Origin of the sequence: Pseudokineococcus lusitanus (assembly GCF_003751265.1) — a bacterium.
In the GTDB taxonomy this organism is placed as follows: Bacteria; Actinomycetota; Actinomycetes; order Actinomycetales; family Quadrisphaeraceae; genus Pseudokineococcus; species Pseudokineococcus lusitanus.
In genome coordinates this window covers 35102-53965 of record NZ_RJKN01000007.1, presented here as the reverse complement: position 1 = coordinate 53965, position 18864 = coordinate 35102, and the positions used below count along the sequence as shown (strand labels likewise).

The 18864-nt window shown below is 77.4% G+C and carries 19 protein-coding genes; 10 read left to right on the top strand and 9 right to left on the bottom strand.

The features are described 5' to 3' along the window. Window positions 1–44 precede the first annotated feature (44 nt). A complete protein-coding gene (locus EDC03_RS13305; protein WP_123380744.1) occupies window positions 45–629 on the top strand; it encodes a flavodoxin family protein in 585 nt (194 codons plus the stop codon). Window positions 630–731: 102 nt separating this feature from the next. Here EDC03_RS13305 and EDC03_RS13300 read toward each other — a convergent pair whose 3' ends face one another. Together EDC03_RS13300 and EDC03_RS13295 are read right to left on the bottom strand one after the other, a co-directional pair. Next, the gene (locus EDC03_RS13300; RefSeq protein ID WP_123380743.1) at window positions 732–1394 is read right to left on the bottom strand and encodes a YdeI/OmpD-associated family protein; all 663 of its coding nucleotides are present in this window, start codon (window positions 1392–1394) and stop codon (window positions 732–734) included. 9 nt (window positions 1395–1403) lie between these two features. Then, on the bottom strand, window positions 1404–2627 hold the full coding sequence (locus EDC03_RS13295; protein ID WP_123380742.1) for an ROK family protein: 1224 nt from the start codon (window positions 2625–2627) through the stop codon (window positions 1404–1406). Between the two features lie 122 nt (window positions 2628–2749). On the opposite strand from EDC03_RS13295, the gene xylA reads away from it, so the two are divergent. Continuing rightward, window positions 2750–3949, top strand: coding sequence for a xylose isomerase (gene xylA, locus EDC03_RS13290; RefSeq protein ID WP_123380741.1), 1200 nt, complete (start codon window positions 2750–2752; stop codon window positions 3947–3949). A gap of 94 nt (window positions 3950–4043) precedes the next feature. Here xylA and cysE read toward each other — a convergent pair whose 3' ends face one another. Beyond that, window positions 4044–4592, bottom strand: a complete 549-nt coding sequence (cysE, locus tag EDC03_RS13285) for a serine O-acetyltransferase (protein WP_123380911.1) — start codon at window positions 4590–4592, stop codon at window positions 4044–4046. A 122-nt stretch (window positions 4593–4714) separates the two neighbouring features. Next, complete coding sequence (cysK, locus tag EDC03_RS13280) at window positions 4715–5644, bottom strand: cysteine synthase A (protein WP_123380740.1); 930 nt, start codon at window positions 5642–5644, stop codon at window positions 4715–4717. Between the two features lie 326 nt (window positions 5645–5970). Here cysK and EDC03_RS13275 point away from each other — a divergent pair, with 326 nt between their 5' ends. Together EDC03_RS13275 and EDC03_RS13270 are read left to right on the top strand one after the other, a co-directional pair. After that, entirely contained in the window at window positions 5971–6813 is an 843-nt protein-coding gene (locus tag EDC03_RS13275) for an aldo/keto reductase (protein WP_241967190.1), read from the top strand. 87 nt (window positions 6814–6900) lie between these two features. Further along, complete coding sequence (locus tag EDC03_RS13270) at window positions 6901–7509, top strand: NTP transferase domain-containing protein (protein ID WP_123380738.1); 609 nt, start codon at window positions 6901–6903, stop codon at window positions 7507–7509. A gap of 7 nt (window positions 7510–7516) precedes the next feature. On the opposite strand, the gene EDC03_RS13265 is transcribed toward EDC03_RS13270, so the two are convergent. After that, window positions 7517–8248 (bottom strand): DUF998 domain-containing protein, encoded by a 732-nt coding sequence (locus EDC03_RS13265; protein WP_148058092.1) that lies wholly within the window; start codon window positions 8246–8248, stop codon window positions 7517–7519. 235 nt (window positions 8249–8483) lie between these two features. Here EDC03_RS13265 and EDC03_RS13260 point away from each other — a divergent pair, with 235 nt between their 5' ends. Both EDC03_RS13260 and EDC03_RS13255 read left to right on the top strand, forming a co-directional pair. Further along, window positions 8484–9797, top strand: a complete 1314-nt coding sequence (locus EDC03_RS13260; protein ID WP_148058091.1) for a sensor histidine kinase — start codon at window positions 8484–8486, stop codon at window positions 9795–9797. A gap of 53 nt (window positions 9798–9850) precedes the next feature. Further along, window positions 9851–10456 carry a response regulator gene (locus EDC03_RS13255; protein WP_422393829.1) on the top strand — a complete coding sequence of 202 codons (606 nt, stop codon included), beginning with the start codon at window positions 9851–9853 and terminating at the stop codon, window positions 10454–10456. A gap of 12 nt (window positions 10457–10468) precedes the next feature. Here EDC03_RS13255 and EDC03_RS13250 read toward each other — a convergent pair whose 3' ends face one another. The 3 genes from EDC03_RS13250 to EDC03_RS13240 all read right to left on the bottom strand — a co-directional run bounded on the left by EDC03_RS13250 (window position 10469) and on the right by EDC03_RS13240 (window position 14708). Beyond that, window positions 10469–12550: a CocE/NonD family hydrolase gene (locus EDC03_RS13250; protein WP_123380735.1), complete on the bottom strand. Its 2082-nt coding sequence runs from the start codon at window positions 12548–12550 to the stop codon at window positions 10469–10471. A gap of 28 nt (window positions 12551–12578) precedes the next feature. Further along, on the bottom strand, window positions 12579–14060 hold the full coding sequence (locus EDC03_RS13245; protein WP_123380734.1) for a peptide MFS transporter: 1482 nt from the start codon (window positions 14058–14060) through the stop codon (window positions 12579–12581). An 81-nt stretch (window positions 14061–14141) separates the two neighbouring features. Continuing rightward, window positions 14142–14708 carry a DUF6194 family protein gene (locus EDC03_RS13240; RefSeq protein WP_199720245.1) on the bottom strand — a complete coding sequence of 189 codons (567 nt, stop codon included), beginning with the start codon at window positions 14706–14708 and terminating at the stop codon, window positions 14142–14144. An 88-nt stretch (window positions 14709–14796) separates the two neighbouring features. Between EDC03_RS13240 and EDC03_RS13230 the strand changes: the two genes are divergently transcribed. The 4 genes from EDC03_RS13230 to EDC03_RS13215 all read left to right on the top strand — a co-directional run bounded on the left by EDC03_RS13230 (window position 14797) and on the right by EDC03_RS13215 (window position 17741). Continuing rightward, window positions 14797–15801 carry an NAD(P)H-quinone oxidoreductase gene (locus EDC03_RS13230; RefSeq protein WP_123380733.1) on the top strand — a complete coding sequence of 335 codons (1005 nt, stop codon included), beginning with the start codon at window positions 14797–14799 and terminating at the stop codon, window positions 15799–15801. Between the two features lie 74 nt (window positions 15802–15875). Then, window positions 15876–16487, top strand: a complete 612-nt coding sequence (locus EDC03_RS13225) for a bacterial proteasome activator family protein (RefSeq protein ID WP_123380732.1) — start codon at window positions 15876–15878, stop codon at window positions 16485–16487. 2 nt (window positions 16488–16489) lie between these two features. After that, window positions 16490–17029, top strand: a complete 540-nt coding sequence (locus EDC03_RS13220) for a hypothetical protein (protein WP_199720244.1) — start codon at window positions 16490–16492, stop codon at window positions 17027–17029. 118 nt (window positions 17030–17147) lie between these two features. Beyond that, window positions 17148–17741 (top strand): hypothetical protein, encoded by a 594-nt coding sequence (locus EDC03_RS13215; RefSeq protein WP_123380731.1) that lies wholly within the window; start codon window positions 17148–17150, stop codon window positions 17739–17741. 72 nt (window positions 17742–17813) lie between these two features. Here the strand turns inward: EDC03_RS13215 and EDC03_RS13210 are convergent, their stop codons facing one another. After that, the gene (locus EDC03_RS13210; protein WP_123380730.1) at window positions 17814–18815 is read right to left on the bottom strand and encodes a sugar phosphate isomerase/epimerase family protein; all 1002 of its coding nucleotides are present in this window, start codon (window positions 18813–18815) and stop codon (window positions 17814–17816) included. Window positions 18816–18864 lie beyond the last annotated feature (49 nt).

The window sequence follows — 18864 nt, the reverse complement described above, 5'->3', positions numbered from 1 at the left end:
TAGTACAACCCTCAACTTCCGCCCTCGACGCCCCGGAGGCAGCCATGGCCGACGCCCCCGCGACCAAGGTCGCGATCATCTACTACTCCGTCACCGGCACCATCGACACGATGGCCCGGCGCCTGGCCGCCACCGCCGAGGCGCAGGGCGCCGAGGTCCGCCTCCTGGCCGTCGGCCGCGAGGACGCGCAGGGCCAGCCCGGCTCGGACGAGCGCCCCCAGCAGCCCACCGCCGACGACGTCGTGTGGGCCGACGTCGTGCTCTTCGGCACCCCGTCGCGCTACGGCAACGTGGCCGGCCGCCTCAAGGTCTTCATCGACAGCCTCGGCGCGCAGTGGGCGCAGGGCCAGCTCGCGGACAAGGTCTACGCGGGCTTCACCGCCTCGCAGACCCTCCACGGCGGCCAGGAGGCCGTGCTCCTCTCGCTCTACACGACCATCCACCACTTCGGCGGCATCGTCGTGAGCCCCGGCTACACCGACGGCTCGAAGTTCGTCGACGGCAACCCCTACGGCGTCGGCCACGTCACCGGCGGCGGCAACGACCAGCCGGTCGACGACGTCACCAACGGCGCGCTCGACCACATGGTCACCCGCGCCCTCACGGTGAGCCGTCGCCTGAACGGCTGAGGGAGCCGTCGCCTCGACGGCTGAGGGAGACCTCGCCTCGACGGCTGACGACCCCCGCCGCTCGCCGCAGGCCCGTCCCCCCGGGGGCGGGCCTGCGGCGCGTCACGCACCGTCCGACGTGCCGGCCCGCAGCCCGTCGAGCACCGCGGCCACCCGCCGGGCCCGGACGGCCGGCGTCGTCGCCGTGACGACGCGGTGGCAGGCGGCGTAGCGGTCCTGGCCGCCGAGCGCCGCGAAGGCGTCCGCGAGCGCGGGCTCGGCGTCGAGCGCCGCCCGCAGGTCGTCCGGCACCGCCATGGTGGCCGGGCCGGCGTAGGCCCGGTCCCACCGGCCGTCGGCCTGCGCCCGCGTCACCTCCGCCTCGCCGCGCGGGCGCATCCGCCCCTCGTCCCGCAGGCGCGCCACGTAGGTGACGTTGCGCGCCGACCACAGGCTGCGTGCCCGCCGCGGCGTGAAGCGCTGGCCGTAGGTGTCGGCGTCGCCGCCCCGCGCCTGGCCGTCCACCCAGCCGCTGCAGAGGGCCTCGTCGAGCGCGGCGGCGTACCGCAGGGTCGTCGGGCCGCGCCCGGCGTCCACGGCGTCCTTGCGCGCGAGCGTCAGCCAGACGCCGTCCGAGGTGCCCTCGTGCTCGTCGAGCCACGCGCGCCAGGCGGCGGCGTCGGCCACGACGAGCACCGGCTGCTCGGGCCGCCGCCGCGACGCCGCCCTGCGGGCCGGTGCGCCGTCCCCGCCGGTCGCGCCGCCCGTCGTCCCGTCGTCCGCCACGGCTCCCCCTCAGGCCACCGGCGCCAGCAGCGGCCCCGGGCGCTCGAGGACCTCCTGGAGCACGCGGGCCGCCCCGCCGAGCACGACGGCGTCCGCCCCCAGCCGCGCGGCGCGCACCTCCACGGGCGCCAGCCGCGCCCGCAGGACGCGGCGGCCGAGCTCCTCCGCGACGACGGGCGCGAGCCACGGCGCGAGCGGCGCGTAGACGCCGCCGAGCACGACGGCGCCGACGTCGAGGACGTTGACCGCCGACGACGCGGCGACGCCGAGGGCCCGCCCCGCGTCGCGCAGGGCGTGGAGGACGCGCCGCTCCCCCCGGGCCGCGGCGGAGGCCAGCACCGCGCCGACCCCACCGCCCTCGGCCGCGGTGGTGCCGTCCGGGTCGAGCCCGGCGGCGGCCAGGAGCGGGTCCTGCCCGGCGAAGACCTCGAGGCAGCCCGTCGCGCCGCACCCGCAGACGGGACCGGCCGGGTCGACGGTCACGTGGCCGAGCTCGCCGCCCCAGCCGTGCTCGCCGCGCAGGAGCTGGCCGCCCACGAGCACGCCGGCCCCGATGCCCACCTCGCCGGTGACGAGGAGGAAGCCCGTGCTCGGCCCGCCGGTGCGGCCGGGCGCCCACGCCTCGGCCAGCGTGGCCAGCGCCGCCTCGTTCTCCCAGCCCGTGGGCAGCAGCCCGACGCCGGCGCCCCGCGACCGCAGGGGGGCGGCGACGTCGACGTCGCGCCACCCGAGGTTGGGGGCCAGGCGGACGCGCCCGGCGGCCGCGTCGACGAGCCCGGGCAGCCCCCAGGCGGCGCCGACGACCTCGAGGCCCAGGTCGGCCGCCTCCGCGAGCGCCTCGTCGGCCAGGTCGGCCGCGCGCCCGAGGACCTCGGCCGGCGGGGCGTCGCGCTGGTCGCCCGGGCGCACGCGCAGCACGCGGGTGGCCCCGGAGAGGTCGCGCACGCCCGCGGCCAGGTGCCGCACGCCGACCTCGACGCCGAGACCGGCCACCCGGCGGCCCGAGAGCCGGAGCCGTTGCGCCGGACGCCCTCGCGCCACGACGCGCGGCGCCGTCTCCTCGAGGAGCCGGGCGCCGACCATCTGGTCGACGAGGGTCGAGACGGTCGTGCGGGTGAGGCCCGTCGCCGCCGACAGCGCCGCCCGTGAGGGAGGATCGACGGCGGCGGCGACCCGGGCCAGGAGCGCGGCGCTGTTGCGCTCCCGCAGGTCGACCTGGCGCGTGATGTCCACGGGCGGGAGGCTCCCACGCCGCGCGCCCGTGGGTGCACGACGTGCCGGGCGTTGACCGAGGTCGCACCGCCGATTATGTTCAGCCACTGGACGAAAGCCCGCTCGACGACGAGGAGCTCCTCATGGCCCCCCAGCCCACCCGCGACGACCAGTTCTCCTTCGGCCTCTGGACCGTCGGATGGCAGGGCGTCGACCCCTTCGGCGGCGCGACGCGCGACGTGCTCGACACCGCCGAGGCCGTGCACCGCCTCTCGGACCTGGGCGCCTACGGCATCACCTTCCACGACGACGACGTCGTCCCCTTCGAGACGGGCCTGCGCGACGCCGCCGAGCGGGACCGGATCCTCGACAAGCTCCGCAAGGCGCTGGACGAGACCGGCCTCCAGGTGCCGATGGTCACGACCAACCTCTTCAGCCACCCCGTGTTCAAGGAGGGCGGCTTCACGGCCAACGACCGCGGCGTGCGGCGGTTCGCCCTCCGCAAGGCCCTGCGCCAGCTCGAGCTCGGTGCCGAGCTCGGCGCCAAGACCTTCGTCATGTGGGGCGGCCGCGAGGGCAGCGAGGTCGACGTCGCCAAGGACGTCAACGCCGCCCTCGCCCGCTACAAGGAGGTCGTGGACCTCCTGACGACGCACATCGTCGAGCAGGGCTGGGACATGCGGATCGCCATCGAGCCGAAGCCGAACGAGCCCCGCGGCGACATCCTCCTGCCGACGGTCGGCCACGCCATCGCCTTCACGCACACCCTCGAGCACCCGCACCTCGTCGGCGTGAACCCCGAGGTCGGCCACGAGCAGATGTCCAACCTCAACTTCACCCACGGCATCGCCCAGGCGCTGGCCGCGGACAAGCTCTTCCACATCGACCTCAACGGCCAGCACGGGCCCAAGTTCGACCAGGACCTTGTGTTCGGCCACGGCGACCTGCTGAGCGCCTTCTCGACGGTCGACCTGCTGGAGAACGGCTTCCCGGGCGGCGGCCCCCGCTACCAGGGCCCGCGCCACTTCGACTACAAGCCGCTGCGCTCCGAGGGCACGGCCGGCGTGTGGACCTCGGCCGAGGCCAACATGGCCACCTACCTGCTCCTCAAGGAGCGCGCGCTGGCGTTCCGCGCCGACCCGCGCGTGCAGAAGGCCCTCGAGGAGGCCGGCGTCCTCGAGCTCTCGCAGCCCACGCTGTCCGAGGGCGAGACGCTGGCCGACATCAAGGCCGACCGGACCGCCTTCGAGGACTACGACGCCGACGCCGCGGGCGCGCGCCACGGCGGCCAGGTCCTGCTCGACCAGCTCGTCGTCGAGCACGTGCTCGGCGCGGCGGGCTGACCGGCAGCCGACCGCCCCGCACGCCGCAGCGGCCGCGTCCCCTCGGGGGGCGCGGCCGCTGCCGTCCCCGGCCCCGTGGGCCGGCGGAGGTGGGTCAGATCCAGATGGCCGGGTCGACGTCGTCCTCGGCCGCCGCGGCCGGGGCCCGCTCGACGACCCGTCCGGGCACGCCGACGACGACGGCGCCCGCCGGCACGTCGCGCACGACGACGGCGTTGGCCCCCACCTGCGCGCCCGCGCCGATGCTCACGGCGCCGAGGACGCGGGCGCCCGCGCCGAAGGTGACGCCGTCGCCCACGGTGGGGTGGCGCTTGCCGCCCTGGAGGCTGCGGCCGCCCAGCGTGACGCCGTGGTACATCATCACGTCGTCGCCGACGACGGCCGTCTCGCCGATGACGACGCCCATGCCGTGGTCGACGAAGAAGCGCCGGCCGATGGTCGCGCCCGGGTGGATCTCCACGCCGGTGGCCGCGCGGGCCAGGTGCGACACCACCCGCGCGGGCAGCCGCCCGCCCCGCCGCCACAGGCGGTGGCTGAACCGGTGGACCCACACGGCGTGCAGGCCCGGGTAGGCGAGGACCAGCTCGGCGCGGCTGCGCGCCGCGGGGTCGCGGCGCGCCGCCGTGTCGAGGTCCTCCCGCAGCCGCTCGCGCCACGTGAGGTCCGCGTCGGCCGCCGGGTGCGCCGGCGGGACCGGGCTGGGCTGGACGCCGGCGGCGGTGGAGCGGCGCCGACGTCCGGCCCAGGTGCTCGTCACGGGGCCGGTCACTCCATCAGGTCGCTGTAGAGGATGGTCGACAGGTACCGCTCGCCGAAGGACGGGACGACGACGACGACCGTCTTGCCGTCCATCTCGGGGCGGCGGGCGACCTGCACGGCCGCGTACAGCGCGGAGCCCGAGGAGATGCCCGCGAGGATGCCCTCCTCGGAGGCGGCGCGCCGGGCCCACGTGACCGAGGTCTCGGCGTCGACGTCGATCACCTCGTCGTAGACCTCGGTGTCGAGGATCTCGGGGACGAAGTTGGCGCCGATGCCCTGGATCTTGTGCGGGCCGGGCTTGCCGCCGTTGAGGATCGGGGACTCCGCCGGCTCGACGCCGACGACGCGCAGGCCGGGCTTGCGCTCCTTGAGCACCTGGCCGATGCCGGTGATCGTGCCGCCGGTGCCGATGCCCGCGACGACGACGTCGACCGCCCCGTCGGTGTCCTCCCAGATCTCCTCGGCCGTCGTCGTCCGGTGGATCTGCGGGTTGGCCTCGTTGGCGAACTGCCGGACGAGCACCGCGCCGTCCTGGGCGCCGATCTCCTCGGCCTTGCTGACGGCCCCGCGCATGCCCTCGCTGCCCGGGGTGAGGACGAGCTCCGCGCCGTAGGCGCGCAGCAGGGCGCGGCGCTCCTTCGACATCGTCTCGGGCATCGCGAGGGTGACCTTGTAGCCACGGGCGGCACCGGTCATGGCGAGGGCGATGCCGGTGTTGCCGCTCGTCGCCTCGACGATGCGACCGCCCGGCTTCAGCTGCCCCGAGCGCTCGGCGGCGTCGACCATGGCCACGCCGATGCGGTCCTTCACGCTGCTCGACGGGTTGTAGAACTCGAGCTTGGCGACCACCGTGGCGCCCGCCCCGTCGGTGATGCGGTTGAGCCGCACGAGGGGCGTGCGCCCCACCAGCTGGGTGACGTCGTCGTAGATGGGCACCTGGTGCTCTCCTTCGGTCCGTGGACGGTCGCGTGCCGACGCCCGTCCACCCACGGGGTGAGCGCCGCGGCGTCGTCCGGGGCAGCACAACGCACCGACGGCCCCGCACGCTTCCGGTCGGGCCAGTCGTCTTGCATGGTGGGACGCATCCGTGGACGTCCGGCGGTCGAGGGCCGAGACGCTGGGCGGGGGCACCCCCGCTCGGAATGGCCGGGCGCGCCGATGTGCTGGACGCTCCTGACGGCGCGACGAGCGTGGCCCCCGGTCGCAGGACGGCCGGGAAGGCCCGCGACGCGCCTCCCGACGGACGAGACGAAGGAGCACCCGTGGCCATCCCCACGATCACCCTCAACGACGGCACGACGATCCCCCAGCTCGGCTTCGGGGTCTTCCAGATCGACCCCGCGGAGACCGAGCAGGCCGTGCTCACCGCGTTCGAGGCCGGCTACCGGCACATCGACACGGCGGAGATGTACCAGAACGAGGCCGGCGTGGGCGCCGCCCTCCGTTCGTCCGGCCTGGACCGCGCGGACGTCTACGTCACGAGCAAGCTCAACAACGGCTTCCACCGTCCCGACGACGCCCGGAGGGCCTTCGACGAGACGATCGAGAAGATCGGCTCGCACGTCGACCTCTTCCTCATCCACTGGCCGCTCCCGACCCTCTACGACGGCGACTTCGTCTCCACGTGGAAGGTCCTCGAGGAGCTCAAGGCCGACGGCCGCGCCACCTCGATCGGCGTCTCGAACTTCCAGCCGGCCCACCTCGACCGCCTCGCGGCCGAGACCGGCACCGTCCCGGCCGTCAACCAGGTCGAGGTGCACCCGTACTTCACCAACGAGACGGTCCGCGCCTACGGCTCGGAGCACGGCATCGCCACCGAGGCCTGGTCGCCCATCGCCCAGGGCAAGGTGCTCGACGACCCGACGCTCGTGGAGATCGCGGAGCGCGTCGGCAAGAGCACGGCGCAGGTGACGCTCGCGTGGCACATCGCCCGCGGCGACATCATCTTCCCCAAGTCCGTGACGCCGGAGCGCGTGCGGGCCAACGCCGACATCTTCGACGTCGGCCTCACGGACGAGGACATCCGCCGCATCACCGCCCTCGACAAGGGCGAGGAGGGCCGCACGGGCCCGAACCCGGACACGTTCGACTACGTCCCGGACTGATCCCTCGCACCACCCCGCACGGCCGTGACCACGGGCGCCGCTCCCCCTCGTGGGGCGGCGCCCGTCGTCGTCGGGGAGGGTGCCGCCGTGGACGGCGAGGGAGCGGGGCCGGGCGTCGTCGTCCTCGCGGGCGGCGGGTCGCGCCGCTTCGGCGCCGACAAGCTGGCCGCGGACCTCGGCGGCCGGGAGGTGCTCCGCCGCACCGTCGACGGGGTGCTCGCGGCCGTGCCGGGCGCGGTGGTCGTCGTCGTCGGCCCGCCCGGGCGCGCGGACGCCCTGCCCGCGGGCGTCGCCGTCGTGCAGGAGGAGCCCGCCGGGAGCGGGCCCGCCGCCGGCGTCCTCGCCGGGGCACGGCACCTGGCCGGGACCCCGGGCGTCGGGGCGGTCGCCGTGGTCCCGGGCGACGCGCCGTGGGCGGGCGCGGCGGTCCCCCGGCTGCTCGCGGCCCTCGCGGGGGCCGACGCCGCCGTCGCCGAGGGGCCCGACGGGCGCCGCCAGCACCTCCTGCTCGCCGTCGCCGCGCCGCTCCTCGCCGCGCTCGACCCCGCGGCGCTCGTCGACGGTCCCGCGCGGGCCCTCCTGGCCGGGGCGCGCCGCGTCGTGACGGTGCCGGTGGACGCCCGGACCGCCCTCGACGTCGACGACCCCGCCGCCCTGGAGCGGGCGCGGGCGCTGCTCGACGACGCGCCCGGCTGAGCCGGCGTCAGGGCATGGGGCTCGTCCGGCGCACGGCGGCGTGCCCGGCGAGCACGGCCAGCCACAGGACGGCCACCGTCGTCGCCAGGTGCTCGAGGCCGGCCCCGACGTCCGTGCCGAGGCCGGCGACGGACAGCAGCCCGCCCGCCGCCGCGGCGCCCGCCACCACCGCCGCGGCCCCGCGCGAGACGAGGCGCAGGGAGCGCGCGGAGCCCGACCACCCCACCTGCAGCATCGCCCAGGCCGCCGCGCCGAAGCCGACGACGGCGGCCGTCGTGTGACCGAGGTCCTGCGCGCCCGCGCCGGGCGTCAGCGGGACCGGGCAGCCGGCGGTGCACGTGACCTGCGAGGCGACGGCGAAGGCGAGGCCCGCGACGAGGAGCGTCGTGCCGGTCGACCACGCCCCCAGCACCCGGACGCGCGCCCGGTGGCCGCGCAGGGCCCACCCGACGAGCGCACCCCCGGCGGCGAGGACGAGCAGGGCGGCGTTGAAGGCGGGCGCGGTGGGCATCCCGTCCGCGCCGAGCTGGCTGACGTAGACCCCCTCGCCCGTGACCTGCAGGCGGGCCGCCCACAGCGTCGCCAGCGACCCGAGCGCGGCGAGCGCGCCCGTGAGCGCGGCCGCCCGACGGCGCACGGCGCCGGGGGCCGGGCACGTGGGGCGCGAGGCGACGGAGGCGGGCCGCGGGTGACGGCCGGACGGGGCAGGAGGGGCTGCGGCAGCGGCGGTCTCGCTCATGTCGCCGACGCTCTGCCGCCGCCCCGGACCGCGTCGTCGGCCGAGGGGCGACGACGGCCGGGCCGTCGGCACCGGTCGTGCGGGCCGGACCGCGCCGGCCGCGGGCCGCCCGGACGAGCGTCGGTCCGGGTCCCCGGCCGGGCGGTCCGACCGGACCGGCGGCGGGGCCGACCGGACCGGGGGCGCAGCCTCCCGGCCGCAGCGGGCGCGCCGCGGCCCGCCCTACCGTCGCGGCATGCCCCCCTCGACGCCCGCCGCGCCGACGGCCACCCCCGTCGCGACGGCCGACCCGGCCGCCGACCTGCCGCGGTGGCGGCGCGTGCTCCGCGAGGTCGTCGTCGTGGGCCTCCCCGTGCTGTCGATGACCTTCTCCCTCGGCATCGAGCCCGACGACGAGGTCGCCCCCCGCCTGGTCACCGCGGCCGGGGTCGTCGTGCTGCTGCTCCTGCGGCGCAGGGCGCCGCTGCTCGTGACGGCCGGGACGGCGCTCCTCCTGCTCACGGGTCAGCCGGTCCAGGTGGCCGCGCTCGTGGCGCTGCTCGCCGTCGCCGTCCGCAGCAGCTGGCGGCGGACGGCGCTGGCCGCGGGCCTGCTCCTCCTCGGGTACACGGCCGCGCTGGCCCTCCGGGTGGACGCCGGCTCGTGGCGGGCCTGGCTCGAGAGCGCCTCCGTCCTCGTGACGGCAGCGGTGCTCCTCCTCGGGGCCACGGCCGGCGTAGGCCTCTACGTCGGTGCCCGCCGCCAGCTGCTCGTCGAGGCCCGCGAGCGCGCCGAGCGGGCCGAGGCCGACCGCGCCCGCCACGCCGAGCAGGCGCGGGAGCGGGAGCGCGCCCGGATCGCCCGCGAGATGCACGACGTGCTGGCGCACCGCCTCTCGGTCCTCGCGCTGCACGCGGGGGCGCTGGAGTACCGGGCCGGGGACGTCGGCGGCGAGGTGGCGCAGGCCGCCGGCGTCGTCCGCGAGGGCGCCCACCAGGCGCTGCAGGAGCTGCGCGACGTCCTCGGCGTCCTGCGGGCCGTCTCCTCCGACGACCCCGACGGCCGTGACGGCCGTGACGAGGCCGGCGACCCGGACGCCCCCGGCCTGCGCCCGCAGCCGGCGCTCGCGGACGTCGCCGGTCTCGCCGACGAGGCCGCGCGCGCCACCGGCACCCCGGTCCGCCTCGTCGTCGACGGCGACCTCGCCGCGGTGCCCGCGGGCCCGGGCCGGGCGGCGTACCGGGTGGTCCAGGAGGGGCTCACCAACGCGCGCCGCCACGCGCCGGGCGCCCCGGTCGTGGTCGAGGTCCGCGTGGTGCCCGGGGACGGGGGTGCCGTCGAGGTCGAGGTGCGCAACGACCGTCCGCCGCCCACGCCCGGCGGCCCGCCCGCGAGGACGCTGGACGGCCCGGGCAGCGGGCTCCTCGGCGTGGCCGAGCGGGCCGCCCTGCTGGGCGGCCGCGCCGAGCACGGCGCCACCGCCGACGGCGGCTTCCGTCTCGCCGTCCACCTGCCGGCCACGGCCCCCGGCAGCGGCGCGGCGGCGGCGCTGGGAGGGTCGTCCGCGTGAGCCTGCGCGTGCTGCTCGTCGACGACGACGCCCTCGTCCGCTCCGCCCTGCGGATGGTCCTGGGCGGCGCCGAGGACGTCGAGGTGGTCGGCGAGGCCGCCGACGGCGCGGAGGCGGTCACGGCCGCCCGCGCGCTGGAGCCGGACGTCGTCCTCATGGACATCCGCATGCCCGGCACCGACGGGCTCGCCGCCACCGAGGAGCTCCTCGGCCGTGGCCCGCGGGACGCCCACCGCCCGGCGGTCGTCGTGCTGACGACCTTCGACGCCGACGACCACGTCCTGCGGGCCCTGCGCGCGGGCGCGGCGGGCTTCCTCCTCAAGGACACCCCGCCCGCCCTCATCGTCGAGGCCCTGCGGACGGCCGTGACGGGCACGCCGGTCCTCTCGCCGTCCGTGACCCGGCTGCTCATCGCCCGGGCCGTCCGCGAGACGGGCGACGACCGTGCCCGGGCCGTCGTCGCCGGGCTGTCCCCGCGCGAGCGCGACGTCGTGGCCGGCGTCGGGCGGGGCCTGTCCAACGCCGAGGTCGGTGCCGAGCTCTTCCTCTCCCCCGCGACCGTCAAGGCGCACGTCTCGCGCCTGCTGACGCGGCTGGACCTCGAGGGCCGCGTGCAGCTGGCGGTGCTCGCCCGCGACGCCGGGCTGCTCGACGGCTGAGCCCGTGCGGGCTCAGCCCGCGGTGCGCGGGATGCGTCGCTCCCACGTGCGGGCGTGGACCACCTCGCCGCCCTCGCGCGCCTCGAGGCGGTCCGTCGTGGTGAAGGCCTCGGCGTCGCAGCGGATCTCCGAGCGTGTGACGACCTCGACGTCCCACCCCGTGGCCGGGCGGCGCAGCCGCACCCGCCAGTCGGAGCGGGTGCGCGCGGAGAGCGGGTCGCCCTCCGCGACCTCGTAGCGCTCCAGCGCCTCCTCGGTCATCTCGAGCCCGTCCGGGAAGGTGCGCGTCCCGCCGTAGCGCGGGTCGACCTCGACCACCCAGCGGTCGCCCGGCTGCTGCCGCTCGACCCTGCGGTCCGGGCGCTCCGGCCCGCTCGTCCCCTGCACGACCGCGAGCGCCGGGGTCTGCTCCGGCTCCTCGAAGGTGACGGGGGCGTGGGCGGCGTCGGCCGCCGGGTCGCGCTCGGGGAGGAGCAGCGCGCTGCCCGCCGGGTCGACGCGCAGCGCGCCGGACCCCGCCTGGGGCCACACCCACGGCCAGTACGCCGAGGAGAGCGCCACCCGCAGGCGGTGCCCGGGCGGGAAGGCGTGGCCCACGGCGTCCATCTCGACCTCGACGTCCTCGGCCACGCCCGGCTCCATGGGCACGACGCGGTCCCGGCCGTGCCGGGAGGAGAGGTTGAGCACGCCGCGGGTGACGAGCGTCGACGCGCCGTCGGGCCCGACGTCGCAGAGCCGGGCGACCACCTGGCCGCGGGGCGCGTCGCAGGCGAGGCGCAGCCGCACCCGCGCCCGGCCGAGCACCTCGACCCGCTCGTCGAGGAGCGCGTCGAAGCAGACGGAGCGGCCGTCCTCCTCGCGCTGGTCCGGCGGCAGGTCCGCCGGCCCGCCGAAGGGGAAGTAGCGGCCGGCGTCGACGCCCGTGCGCTGCGGCGACGCGACGAGGACGCCGCCGTCGGCGGGCGCCGTCGTGCGCAGCCGCGGGCCGGGGGCCGGCTCGCCGCCGGCGACCGGGGCGGCCTCGACGGCCGGGTCGTCGACGGCGCCCAGGGGCCAGGGCCGGGCGACGACGTCGGGCGTCGGCCAGGACCCCGCGGCCACCCAGCGGCCGGGCCGCACGTCGTAGGTCGTCGCGGGCGGCACGGACTCGCTCACCCACGCCCGCAGGGCCGGGTCGTCCTCGACGCCGCGGTCGACCCCCTTGAGCCAGTGGTCCCACCAGCGGAGCGTCTCCTGGAGGAAGCCGATGGCCGGGCCGGGCGGCAGCCCGCGGTCGGGGTACTGGTGCGACCACGGGCCGAGGAGGCCGCGGACCGGGGCGTCCAGGTGCTCGACGAGGCGCAGCACCGTGTCGCGGTAGGGGTCGGCCCACCCGCCGACGGCGAGGACGGGCGCGGTGATCGCGCCGTAGTCCTCGCAGACGGACCCGTGGCGCCAGTAGTCGTCGCGGACCTGGTGGTCCAGCCACGTGTGGACGAAGGGCTCGAGGTGCTCGAGCCGGTCCAGCCACCGCTCGCGCCAGACCGGGCCGACGTGCTCGGGGTCCGGCGGGCGCGCCGCGAAGGCGAGCATCGTCGCCGCCCAGGCGTGCATGTCCACGGCGAGGACCGAGCCGCCCTTGTAGTGGACGTCGTTGTCGTAGCGGTCGTCCGCCGAGCACACGGTGACGACGGCGCGCAGCGCCTCGGGCGCGCGGGCCGCCACCTGCAGCCCGTTGAAGCCGCCCCACGAGATGCCGAACATCCCCACCGATCCGTCGCACCACGGCTGCTCGGCCAGCCACTCGACGACGGCGACGCCGTCCGCCGTCTCCTCCTCGGAGTACTCGTCGGTGACCCGGCCGTCGGAGCAGCCGTGCCCGCGGACGTCCACCCGCACCGAGGCGTAGCCGTGCCCGGCGTACCAGGGGTGCCGCTGGGCGTCGCGGGGCGACGTCCAGTCGGTGAGGCGGTACGGCAGGTACTCCAGGAGCGCCGGCACCGGCGGGCCGTCGACCGGGCGCCAGACCCGCGCGTACAGCTCGACGCCGCCGCCGACGGGGATGCGGACGTCGTCGGCGCGGGTGGCGTGGGGAAGGTCGGTCGCGGTGCGCACGGGGGCTCCTCGGAGGTCGCGGGGCGGGTCAGTGCACGGGGTGCATGGTCCGGGCCAGCCACGGCCGGAGCAGGAGGACGACGGCGCCGACGACGACCGCCACGCCCCCCGTCACGCCGAGGTAGGCCGCGTCCGGCACCACGCCGAAGAGCTGCACCGTCTGGGCGGCGACGGCGTTGGCGGCCGCGATGGACAGGAACCACAGCGCCATGCCCTGGCTGGAGAAGGCGGCCGGCGCGAGCTTGCTCGTCGCGGACAGGCCTGTCGTCTGGAGCAGGACGTCGCCGGTGCCGAGGAGCAGCAGCGCGAGGAGCATCGTCCACAGCGCGATCCGGGCACCCTCGCCCGCGTCACCGGCCAGGGCCGGCACGAGGAGCAGGTACGACAGCCCGCCGAGGACGACCCCCGTCGCGATCTTGACCGAGGCGTGCGGCTGCCGGGGGCCGAGCCGCAGCCAGAGGCCCGCCACGAGCGGCGCCACGAGGACCTCGCCGAGCCCGAGGGCGGACGAGAACCAGCTGGCCGGGAAGTCCCACCCGCCGACGCCGCGGTCGACGTCGCGGCTGCCGAGGAGGATGAGCACCGTGTACGCCTGGAAGAGCACGGTGTTGAAGGCCACCGACGCCAGCCACAGCACGGCGAAGGGCCGCAGCCGCCCGCGCTCCTCGGCGGTGACGCGGCGGCTGCGGGCGAGGACCGCGGCGTAGGCCAGCGGCGCCGCCACGGCCACGACCGTCAGCGCGTCGACGACGCCGCCGACGCCCAGCGCCCCCGCGGCGGCGAGCACCGCGACGACGACCACGAGGGCGACGAGCGCGCCGACGAGCACCAGCACCGTGCGTCGCAGGGCGGCGGGCGGCAGCGGGTGGCGGGGGCCGGCGCCGTGGCCCGGCAGGTGGCGGCGCCCGCGCACGTACTGGACGAGGCCGAGCGTCATGCCGACGGCCGCGGCGGAGAAGCCCCAGTGCCAGCCGACCCCCTCGCCGAGGGCCCCGGTGACGAGCGGGCCGAGGAAGGCGCCGAGGTTGATGGCGGCGTAGTAGATCGAGAAGCCGGCGTCCCGCCGCTCGTCGGCGGTCGCGTAGAGCGCCCCGACCATCGCCGAGACGTTGGGCTTGAGCAGGCCGGTCCCGACGCTGATGAGGACGAGGCCGAGCCACGTGGCGGCGTCGGCGGGGACGGCCATGACGTAGTGCCCGGCCGCGATGAGGACGCCGCCGGCCAGGACGCAGCGGTAGGACCCGAGGACGCGGTCCGCCATCCACCCGCCGCCGACGGACACGAGGTACACGAGGACGCCGTACGCCGCCCCGACCGAGGCGGCCTGGCCCTCCGGCAGGTCCAGGCCGCCGTCCGCGTCCGACGCCACGAAGTAGAGGACGAGGATCGCCTGCATCCCGAGGAAGGAGAAGCGCTCCCAGACCTCGAGGCCGGACAGCGTCGCGAGCCCGCGTGGGTGGCCGACGAAGGAGCGATCGGTGGTCCCGGGGGCGTCGGCGGGTGCGGTCACGGTCCGCGACGGTAGACCCGGTGCCGCGAGCACCGGCAACGCCGCAGGTGGGGCGCCCGCGCCCCGGCCGCCCTCCCGGCGTCAGCCCCGCCGGTACCGCGCGGCGGCGCGGGCGTGCGTCTGCTCGAGCAGCCGGCGCAGCCGCTCGCCCGTCCGCGCCCCCGGGCGGACGACGGCGACCCAGCCCTGCGCGGCGTACGCGGGGTGCGGCAGCCAGACGTCGGACGTCGCCGGGTCGACCTCGCCCGCGTGCTCCGCGGCCGCCGCGGGCGGGTACCCGAGGAGCTCCGCGAACAGCTCACGACCCACCCCGAGGTTCACCCGGAAGACGCCCGGGCGGTCGAGCCGCGACGACTCGTCGAAGCCCGGGTAGTCGGAGGTGACGACCGTGGCGAAGGGCTGCCAGCGGCTGCGGTCGGCCGTGCCGTCCGGGTCGTACGTGACGAAGGAGTCGCCCCACGCCGCCGCGGGGGCGTCGCTGCCCTCGGCCGCCGTCTCGACGACGACGCCGGGCAGCAGGCTCGCGTGGTGGAGGACGTCGTCGACGCCCAGCGCGCCCCCCGGGGCGTTGTCGGGGGCGTCGTCGGGGGCGTCGTCGGGGGCCTCGGCGGGGGCGTCGGCGGGGGGCTGCGGGTCGTCGTCGGGCACGCGCGCGACGGTAGGGGGCCGGGCCCGACGGCGGGGAGGTCGTCGCCGTCCGGTCGTCCCCGTCGGACCCCCGTGCGAGGGTGACGAGGTGCGCGCAGCCACCGTCCGCGAGCCAGGCGGCCCCGAGGTCCTCGGCGTCGGCGAGGTGCCCGACCCCCGGCCGGGGCCGGGCGAGGTCGTCGTCGAGGTCGTCGCCGCCGGCGTCAACCGGGCCGACCTGATGCAGCGGCGCGGGCACTACCCGCCGCCGCCCGGCGAGAGCGAGGTGCTCGGGCTCGAGTGCTCGGGGCGCGTCGCGGAGCTCGGCGAGGGCGTCACCGGGTGGGCCGTCGGCGACGAGGTCTGCGCCCTCCTGGCGGGCGGCGGCTACGCCGAGCGCGTCGTCGTCCCGGCCGGCCAGCTGCTGCCGGTGCCGGACGGCGTCGACCTCGTCGACGCCGCCGCGCTGCCCGAGGTCGCCTGCACCGTCGTCTCGACCGTCTTCGCCGCCCCGGGCGCCTCCGGCGGGTCCGGCGGGCTCCGCGCGGGCGAGTGGTTGCTCGTGCACGGCGGCGGCAGCGGGATCGGCACCTTCGCCGTCCAGCTCGCCGTGGCCCGCGGCGCCCGCGTCGCGGTGACGGCCGGCAGCCGCCGCAAGCTCGACGCGTGCCGCGACCTCGGCGCCGAGCTGCTCGTCGACTACTCCACGGAGGACTTCGTCGAGGCGGTCCGCACGGGCACCGACGGGCACGGCGCGGACGTCGTGCTCGACGTCGTCGGCGGGCCCTACCTCGGGCGCAACGTCGACGTCCTCGCGACCGGCGGCCGCCTCGTCGTCATCGGGATGCAGGGCGGCACCCGCGGCGAGCTGGACCTCGGGCGCCTCCTCGCCCGGCGCGGGACGGTGCTCGCCGCGTCGCTGCGCGCGCGGCCGCGCGCCGAGAAGGCCGCCGTCGTCGCCGCCGTCCGCGAGCAGGTCTGGCCGCTCGTGGCCGACGGCCGCGTCCGCCCGGTCGTCCACGACCGGGTGCCGCTCGACGACGTCGCGCGCGCGCACGCCTCGCTCGAGGAGTCCTCGCACATCGGCAAGGTGCTGCTGCTCACCGGCCGGTGAGCCACGCACCCACCCGCCGCAGCACCACCACCGCACCGGCACCACCACCGCACCGGCACAGCGCAGGGAGACCCATGAGCCAGCAGCCGCAGGACGGCCACCAGCAGGGCGGGCACGCGGCGGAGGGGCAGCAGCCGCAGCAGGCCGTCGTCGTCATGACCCAGCAGGGCATGGGCGTGGCGGGGGGCGACGCCCCCAACCCCGCCGAGCAGGTGGAGCGGCCCGACAAGGTCATGCGGATCGGCAGCATGGTCAAGCAGCTGCTCGACGAGGTCCGCAGCGCCCCGCTCGACGAGCGCGGCCGCGCCCGGCTCGCCGAGGTGCACCGCCGGTCCGTCGCCGAGCTCGAGGAAGGGCTGGCGCCCGACCTCGTCGAGGAGCTGCGGCGGATCGCGCTGCCCTTCGACCCGGACGAGGCGCCGAGCGACGCCGAGCTCCGGGTGGCGCAGGCCCAGCTCGTCGGCTGGCTCGAGGGGCTCTTCCACGGCATCCAGACGGCGGTCTTCGCCCAGCAGATGGCCGCGCGGGCGCAGCTCGAGCAGATGCGCCGGGCGCTGCCCGGAGGCCAGGGCGGCCAGGCCCCGGCGGGCCAGGGACGTCCCGGGCAGCCCGGGCAGCCGGGCGACCGGCCCCATCCCGGCGCCCCGGGCCTGCCCGGCCAGCCGGGCACCGGCCAGTACCTCTGAGCGTGGGCGGCCGCGGCGGCGCGCTCGGCCGGCTCGCCGACCGCGTCGTCCCGGGGCGGGGGCGCCGTCGGGCGGAGCGCGCCCTCGCCGACGCGCTCGGCGAGGGGGTCTGGCGGCGAGCGCACGACCGGGTCCACCGGTCCGTCGACCGGTTCCACCAGGTGCTCGACGGCGTCGTCGCCGACGACGCCCCGGGAGCCCGGGACGGCCTCGTCCCGGCGCTCGAGGCGGTGGCCGCCGACCTCGTCGACCTCCTCGGCACGGTGGAGGTCCTCTGCGTCCGCGCCCAGGCGGTCGCGCCCAGCGCGGGCCTCGACGTCCCCCGCGTCCCGCCGGCCGCCGCGGCGGAGCAGGGGCTGCCCGACGAGCTCCACCGCCGGCTCTCGCGCGCCGGCACCGCCGCGGCCACCGCCTCGGAGGCGGCGACGATGGCCCGGGTCAGCGCCCGGGCGGGCGCGCTCGACGTCGCCCTCGACCGCGCCCGTGCGGCCTCCCGCGCGGTGGCCACGGCCCGGGAGCACCTCGGGACCGCCCCGCGCTGACACCGCCGACGCCACGCCGGTGGACGAGCAGGCCCGCGGCGGACCGACTCTCACCGCACCCGAGTTTCGTCCGACCTCGACATAAGTCGTGCGCCGGGTGCGTGCCTGCGGTATCAAAGTGGTCTACGGCACGCACGTCGGAGGGGCCGACGGCGGGACGGCGACGGGGGCGTCGATGGGTGGTCACGCACGCCTGGTGCTGGAGCGGGACGGCTACCGGGCACTGCTCGAGGTCGTGGACGCGGGAGGCCGGGGGGCCTACCGCTCCGAGCTGGCGGTGCGGCGTGCCGCGCCGGACGAACACCCGCCGCCCGTCGCGGTGACGCTCGCCGCGCTGGAGGAGCTGGCCGACGGCGAGCTCGTCGCGGCCGGCTGGGTGAGCGACGGGGCCTGGGCGGCGCTGCCCGGGACCGACCCGTCCCCCGGGGCGCAGGTGGACGTCACCGCCCGCCCGCGGGTCCCTCTCACCGCCTCCGACCAGCGGGCGCTCGACGCGCTGGCCCGCCTCACGACGATGGCCCGTGGCCCCGTGACGGCCGCCGCCCTCGTGCCCCATGTCGCGCCCCGGTGGCAGGCCGCCGCGGCGCTGCTGCGCCGCCTCGTCGCCTCCGGCCAGGCCCGTGCCGTCGGCCGGACCGTCGGCCGCGTCCAGCGGACGCTCTACGCGCCGGTCGGCACCGAGTGGGCGCCGGAGGACCCCCCCGGCCGCTGACGCACGACGACCCCCGCACCGGGCGGTGCGGGGGTCGTCGTCACGGGTGCGGCGCCGGACGGCGCCGCCGGGTCAGCGGGTCGAGAAAGCCGCGTCGAAGGCGGCGGCCGGCGGGTCGAAAGCGAGCCGGCGGACCATCTCCAGCGCCTCCGGCGCGCCGACGAGGCGGTCCATGCCGGCGTCCTCCCACTCGATGCTGATGGGGCCCTCGTAACCGATCTGGTTGAGCATCCGGAAGGACGCCTCCCACGGCACGTCGCCGTGGCCGGTCGAGACGAAGTCCCAGCCGCGCCGGCCGTCGGCCCAGGGCAGGTGGCTGCCCATCCGGCCGTTGCGGCCGTTGGTCATGTTCTTCTTCGCGTCCTTGCAGTCCACGTGGTAGATCCGCTCGCGGAAGTCCCACAGGAAACCGACGGGGTCGAGGTCCTGCCACACGAAGTGGCTGGGGTCCCAGTTGAGGCCGAAGGCCTCGCGGTGGCCGATGGCCTCGAGGGTCCGGACGGTCGTCCAGTAGTCGTAGGCGATCTCGCTCGGGTGCACCTCGTGGGCGAAGCGGACCCCCTCCTCGTCGAAGACGTCGAGGATCGGGTTCCAGCGGTCGGCGAAGTCCTGGTAGCCCGCGTCGACCATCTCCGCCGTGGCCGGCGGGAACATCGCCACGTACTTCCAGATGCTCGAGCCGGTGAAGCCGACGACGGTCTTCACGCCGAGCCGCGACGCGAGCCGTGCCGTGTTCTTCATCTCCTCGGCCGCCCGCTGCCGCACGCCCTCCGGGTCGCCGTCGCCCCAGACGACGTCGGGGAGCATGTCGCGGTGGCGCTGGTCGATGGGGTCGTCGCAGACCGCCTGGCCCTTGAGGTGGTTCGAGATGGCGTAGAGCTTCAGCCCGTGCCGCTCGAGCAGGTCGAGGCGGCCCTGGACGTAGGCCTCGTCGTCCCAGCGCCACGGGTCGAGGTGGTCGCCCCAGCAGGCGAGCTCGAGGCCGTCGTACCCCCAGCCCGACGCCAGGCGCGCGACCTCCTCGAGGGGCAGGTCGGCCCACTGGCCGGTGAAGAGGGTGATGGGGCGGGGCATGGGGTCCTCCGGTCGTCGGGGTCGTCGGGGGGTCGTGCGGGTGGTGCGG